The sequence below is a fragment of the Mesorhizobium sp. 1M-11 genome (assembly GCF_001303895.1).
Classification (GTDB): Bacteria; Pseudomonadota; Alphaproteobacteria; order Rhizobiales; family Rhizobiaceae; genus Mesorhizobium.
On sequence record NZ_LJSD01000053.1, the window covers coordinates 1 to 4,554 of the forward strand.

At 61.4% G+C, this 4,554-nt stretch carries 5 protein-coding genes and 3 pseudogenes; 4 read left to right on the forward strand and 4 right to left on the reverse strand.

Features of this window, described 5'->3' with window-relative positions; all coding sequences use genetic code 11:
• Positions 1-855 (forward strand): annotated as a pseudogene (locus tag AO692_RS32415) (IS5 family transposase); the annotation flags it as partial.
• Between the two features lie 62 nt (positions 856-917).
• Positions 918-1,757, forward strand: a complete 840-nt coding sequence (locus tag AO692_RS23425) for an alpha/beta hydrolase (RefSeq protein ID WP_054312483.1) — start codon at positions 918-920, stop codon at positions 1,755-1,757.
• 245 nt (positions 1,758-2,002) lie between these two features.
• Here AO692_RS23425 and AO692_RS23430 read toward each other — a convergent pair.
• A pseudogene (locus AO692_RS23430) lies at positions 2,003-2,249 on the reverse strand (IS6 family transposase); the annotation flags it as partial.
• On the opposite strand from AO692_RS23430, the gene AO692_RS23435 reads away from it, so the two are divergent.
• Complete coding sequence (locus AO692_RS23435) at positions 2,243-2,593, forward strand: transposase (RefSeq protein ID WP_054312485.1); 351 nt, start codon at positions 2,243-2,245, stop codon at positions 2,591-2,593. The pseudogene AO692_RS23430 and the gene AO692_RS23435 overlap by 7 nt on opposite strands.
• Here AO692_RS23435 and AO692_RS23440 read toward each other — a convergent pair.
• Positions 2,569-2,967, reverse strand: a complete 399-nt coding sequence (locus AO692_RS23440; protein ID WP_054312486.1) for a type II toxin-antitoxin system VapC family toxin — start codon at positions 2,965-2,967, stop codon at positions 2,569-2,571. The genes AO692_RS23435 and AO692_RS23440 overlap by 25 nt on opposite strands.
• Positions 2,964-3,230 (reverse strand): AbrB/MazE/SpoVT family DNA-binding domain-containing protein, encoded by a 267-nt coding sequence (locus AO692_RS23445; RefSeq protein WP_054312487.1) that lies wholly within the window; start codon positions 3,228-3,230, stop codon positions 2,964-2,966. Before AO692_RS23445 ends, AO692_RS23440 begins: the two co-directional genes overlap by 4 nt.
• A 295-nt stretch (positions 3,231-3,525) precedes the next feature.
• On the opposite strand from AO692_RS23445, the gene AO692_RS33315 reads away from it, so the two are divergent.
• Positions 3,526-3,690 (forward strand): hypothetical protein, encoded by a 165-nt coding sequence (locus AO692_RS33315; RefSeq protein ID WP_162531849.1) that lies wholly within the window; start codon positions 3,526-3,528, stop codon positions 3,688-3,690.
• Between the two features lie 9 nt (positions 3,691-3,699).
• On the opposite strand, the pseudogene AO692_RS32420 reads toward AO692_RS33315, so the two are convergent.
• Positions 3,700-4,554, reverse strand: a pseudogene (locus AO692_RS32420) (IS5 family transposase); the annotation flags it as partial.

Below are 4,554 nucleotides of genomic sequence, written 5' to 3' on the forward strand. Positions count from 1 at the left end.
CATATGGGTTGCTCCACGACGAACAACGCGTGGTGGCCAGCCTCGCTATTCTGATCTTGCCATCGAGACAGCCTTGTCCCCGGGCATGGTGTTCGGACTGCGGCTACGCCAGGCCGAAGGCTTCCTTGAATCGGTATTGCAATTGATGGGATTGGCACTCTCCGTCCCCGATCATACCACGCTCAGCCGTCGGACACGGACATGGCAATCGCCCAGCAAACGGCAGCATCCTCAGGTTCCTCTGGGCGGACGGGTGCATGTTCTTGTCGATAGTACCGGCCTTCAAATCTATGGCGCGGGCCAGTGGCTGAAGGAGAAACATGGCGCGCCAAATCCCGTCGCGGTTGGCGCAAACTGCATCTGGCGCTGGATGCCGATAGCGGCGAGATCATCGCCCACACAATGACCGACCAGGACACAGGCGATGCCTCGCAGGTGGGGCCACTTCTCAATCAGATCGACGGTCCAATCGGACGGTTAACCGCCGATGGTGCCTATGATGGAAAGCCCATCTACGACGCGATCATCAACCACAGTGCCGATGTTGCCATCGTCATTCCGCCACGGGTCAATGCGGTCGAACCGGCCGGCAATCGATCTCTCGGCCAAAGAGATCAGCATATCGCCGCGATAAGCAGAGACGGGCGGATGAAGTGGCAAGCTTCCACCGGCTACGGCAAGCGTGCGCGGGTCGAGACCGCCATCGGACGATACAAATCCATCATCGGACCGCGTCTGCGGGCTCGGTCGTTTCACGTTCAGCAGACGGAAGTCGCCATCGGCTGCGCCGTCCTCAACCGCATGCTTGCCTGCGCACGCCCGAAGTCCGTCCGCCGCAAGGCAAAGCGAGCGTAGCCCACGTCATCAAACAATCAAAGATCGAGATCCGCCGTGCTCCAGATCCGTGCACCAAAGCCATGCACCACAAGACAGCACGGGTTTCGGACAACACATCCCTGCACTACATCGAAGCCGGCGAAGGAAATCCGCTGATCCTGGTGCCGGGTTGGTCGCAGACGGCAGCCGAGTTCGGCCGCCAGATCGATGCTTTCAGCAAGTTTGCGAGGGTCATCGCCATCGACATGCGCGGCCATGGCGAGTCCGAGAAGGCCACCGTCGGCTACCGGATCCAGCGTCTTGCCAAGGATCTCCTTGACGTAATCGGCCAGCTCGGTCTCGACCGGCCCGATGTTCTGGGTCATTCCATGGGCTGCTCGATCATATGGTCGTATCTGTCCATGTTCGGCGACGAGCGGCCTCTCGGTCGCCTGGTCCTCGTCGATCAGGCGCCAGCCGTCGTGGCTCAACCTGGCTGGGACGAACAGGCCCGGGCGGAAGCCGGCTGCCTGCTGCCCGATTTCGAGGCGCTGGCCCAGTTCGAGAGCGGCGTCCTGGCCGCCACCGATGCGACCGCGACCAAGGAAATCATCCGCGGCATGTTCACGTCATCCGTCAGCGAAGACGACCTCGCCTGGGTGGCTGCCGAGAACATCAAGCTTCCACGGCACTACGCAGCGGAACTGCTGCACGACCATTGCTCATTGGACTGGCGCAGCCAGATCAAGACCATCCGCAACAACACGCTGGTGATCGGCGGAGATCTCAGCATCTTTCCGGCCCGGTCGCAGTCGTGGGTCGCCGAACAGATTCCCGGCGCGCGCCTTGAGATCTGCTCCGAGGCCGACAAGGGATCGCATTTCATGTTCTTCGAGAACCCGGACAAATTCAACGCGCTGGTTCGCGATTTCCTGGCCTGACCGGCGATCACAATCGGGAACTCTGGAGACGGGTGGCGCCATGCGCCAGCGCTTCTCGGCTTGTCCGGTTGGCCGCTGGCCGGTTCCCGGATCCACCGAATACGCCCCCCTACAACGCATTGCCACGTTGATCCGGCCCGCCCGAACGAAGCGGCTTTCCGTCTTGGTCAGGCCGCCACAACTTCACCCGATGGGCTGCGGGCTGGGCTGACACCTGACCAGAAAGTCCTGCTCGTCCTCTCCGAGCGCAAGCGACGGGCATAATCGGGGCCGTGCTTTCGGCCCCATCGGCGGATCGTCTCGTAGGAAACGACAATCCCGCGCTCCAGCAGCATTTCCTCGACGTGGCGCAGGCTCAACGGGAACCGGTAATAGAGCCAGACGGCGCGGGCGATGATCTCCGGCGGAAAGCGATGGTTCTTGTAACGGGCGGCAGCGTCAGACATCCCTGCGCCTTACCGGCAATCCGTTAACGCGAGAACAATGTGACACCCCTGCGGCTCGTGTTCGACCTGCCATTGCAGCAGGCGCAAGGTTTCGTGCGCTCCATCGCTCGGCTGACCGGCGCCTCCATTGCGGCGCCGTGTTTCTCGACTTTGTCACGCCGAGGGGTGGGCTTGAAGACAGGCGTCAGGAAGCGCGCCCGGCCGATGAGCCTGTGCTTTTGTCGTGGACAGTACAGGCTGAAAATCTTTGGCGCCGGCGAATGGCTTGAAGAAAAGCACAAAAACCAAACGGAAACGCCGCTGCTGGGCGCAAGCTTCACCTTGGGCTCGCTGCTGCTTGAGCGCGGCCGCGCCTCGGTGGCTGCTCACGACAACAGGAGCGCCGATTGACCTTGTTCGGAAAGCAGTCTTACAGCCTTCTTGTCAAAGGAAACGAAGGTCTCTCCGCCAAGCCAAGTACCATCATGGGCGATCACGCCGTCGGCGAAGTCGCCGCCGGCGTCGAGAACCGACAGGCCCGCCTCTACGGCGGGACGGTTGACGACGACATTTTCCGTGTCCAGCAGGGCGCGGATTGCCGCCGAGATGTCCATGCGTGCCGTCTGATACTGGCGATCCAGCACCCATGCGAATTCGCACAGGGATTGCAGGCTCACGGCAACGATCTCAGCATCGGCCAATGCCTCGACGGCCGCGTCCGCCTGCTTTGCGTCGTCGGCCACATAGGCGCGCAACAGTATGTTCGTGTCGGCCGTGATCTTCATTCCTTGCCGGCCCCGGCGGCCGCGCCGACGTCAGCGATCGCTTCGTTGATCTCCTCTATGGAGAGAACCTGCCCGTTCGTCTTCCCTTTCAGGAAGCCGTGAAGGCTCCGAAACGATCTTTTGGGCTGCACGGCCTTCAGCTCCGCCCGGCCATCCGGCAGAAGATCCAGTTCGATCTTCTCACCCGGCCTGATGCCAAGGTGCTGGAGCACGTCCTTCCGAAACGTGACCTGTCCCCGTGCCGTTACGGTCAGCGTCGTCATGGCAAGATCCTTTTGGTTGCAACGAGACAAATAATGCAGTGTTGCATTACTTTCAAGCGCCCAGGCGGATTGCAACGCATCGAAGCTCGACGGTTGAGAATGGCTTGCTTCACTTCAGGCGAGCCAGCGGGCGAGATTGGCGCGCACAAACAATGGCAAATTGATTGTGGCGGGGTGCGGGCAGGCTGACGGCGGCAGAGTTGGTTCCTCGCCGCTGTTGGGAAGTCGGGGCGAGGAACTGGCGCGATATGGTTGTGCTGGCTACGCCTGTGGGATCGAAGGATCAGTTCGCGCCATGACCCGCACCTCGCTCGCCGAACGCATGAGCCGCCTCGAACAACAGAAGGCGCGGCTTGCCCGCGACGAGGCCAAGCTCAAGGCCGATCTTTCCAAGCAACGGACCCGACGGCTTTGGTGCACGGATCTGGAGCACGGCGGATCTCGATCTTTGATTGTTTGATGACGTGGGCTACGCTCGCTTTGCCTTGCGGCGGACGGACTTCGGGCGTGCGCAGGCAAGCATGCGGTTGAGGACGGCGCAGCCGATGGCGACTTCCGTCTGCTGAACGTGAAACGACCGAGCCCGCAGACGCGGTCCGATGATGGATTTGTATCGTCCGATGGCGGTCTCGACCCGCGCACGCTTGCCGTAGCCGGTGGAAGCTTGCCACTTCATCCGCCCGTCTCTGCTTATCGCGGCGATATGCTGATCTCTTTGGCCGAGAGATCGATTGCCGGCCGGTTCGACCGCATTGACCCGTGGCGGAATGACGATGGCAACATCGGCACTGTGGTTGATGATCGCGTCGTAGATGGGCTTTCCATCATAGGCACCATCGGCGGTTAACCGTCCGATTGGACCGTCGATCTGATTGAGAAGTGGCCCCACCTGCGAGGCATCGCCTGTGTCCTGGTCGGTCATTGTGTGGGCGATGATCTCGCCGCTATCGGCATCCAGCGCCAGATGCAGTTTGCGCCAACCGCGACGGGATTTGGCGCGCCATGTTTCTCCTTCAGCCACTGGCCCGCGCCATAGATTTGAAGGCCGGTACTATCGACAAGAACATGCACCCGTCCGCCCAGAGGAACCTGAGGATGCTGCCGTTTGCTGGGCGATTGCCATGTCCGTGTCCGACGGCTGAGCGTGGTATGATCGGGGACGGAGAGTGCCAATCCCATCAATTGCAATACCGATTCAAGGAAGCCTTCGGCCTGGCGTAGCCGCAGTCCGAACACCATGCCCGGGGACAAGGCTGTCTCGATGGCAAGATCAGAATAGCGAGGCTGGCCACCACGCGTTGTTCGTCGTGGAGCAACCCATATG

Excerpts from the sequence above, each read along its gene's own strand:
- AO692_RS23440 (WP_054312486.1), bottom strand. The coding sequence starts at position 2,967 with ATGAAGATCACGGCCGACACGAACATACTGTTGCGCGCCTATGTGGCC.
- AO692_RS33315 (WP_162531849.1), top strand. The coding sequence starts at position 3,526 with ATGACCCGCACCTCGCTCGCCGAACGCATGAGCCGCCTCGAACAACAG.
- AO692_RS23425 (WP_054312483.1), top strand. The coding sequence starts at position 918 with ATGCACCACAAGACAGCACGGGTTTCGGACAACACATCCCTGCACTAC.
- AO692_RS23445 (WP_054312487.1), bottom strand. The coding sequence starts at position 3,230 with ATGACGACGCTGACCGTAACGGCACGGGGACAGGTCACGTTTCGGAAG.